Raw genomic sequence first — 501 nt, 5'->3', positions numbered from 1 at the left:
CGAACTCGTGCGCGAGCTCGCCCGCTCCGACGATTTCGTCAGCGCGCTGACCGAGAACACCCACACCCTGCTCGACCTGTTCGACGCCCGCGGCGCCGCCACCGTATCGGACGAGGCCGTGCGCCGCCTCGGCCAGACTCCGCCGCCCGACGCTGTCCTGGCGATCGCCGCCTGGCTGCGCGCCACGCTGCCGGCGGACCGCACCAGCTACGCCACGGCGGAGTTCGCCGCCGCCCACCCGCCGAGCGCCGCGTACGCGGAATGCGCCAGCGGCCTCCTGGCGGTCTTCGTCGATTCCGAGCGTCGCCACCTGCTGCTGTGGTTCCGGCCCGAGGTGCCGAGCACGGTCACCTGGGGTGGCGACCCGCGCAAGCCTGTACTCGCCGGCAGCGGCCCGGTGGCGGTGCTCCCCCGGCGCTCGTTCGAGCGCTGGGTCGAGGAGCGCCGCGGCGTCTCGGAGCCGTTCGCGCCGTGGCAGATCGCCATCGCCGAGGCGCTGGC

1 protein-coding gene is annotated in these 501 nt (G+C 75.0%); it reads left to right on the top strand.

Annotated features, from left to right (window positions below; all coding sequences use genetic code 11):
* A partial coding sequence (locus VQ02_RS33985) for a GAF domain-containing protein (protein WP_483414290.1) occupies positions 1-501 on the top strand: 501 nt, incomplete at both ends.

Origin of the sequence: Methylobacterium variabile (assembly GCF_001043975.1) — a bacterium.
Taxonomy (GTDB): domain Bacteria; phylum Pseudomonadota; class Alphaproteobacteria; order Rhizobiales; family Beijerinckiaceae; genus Methylobacterium; species Methylobacterium variabile.
Note: the sequence above shows the minus strand (reverse complement) of the source record. Positions and strands in the feature narration are given on the sequence as shown.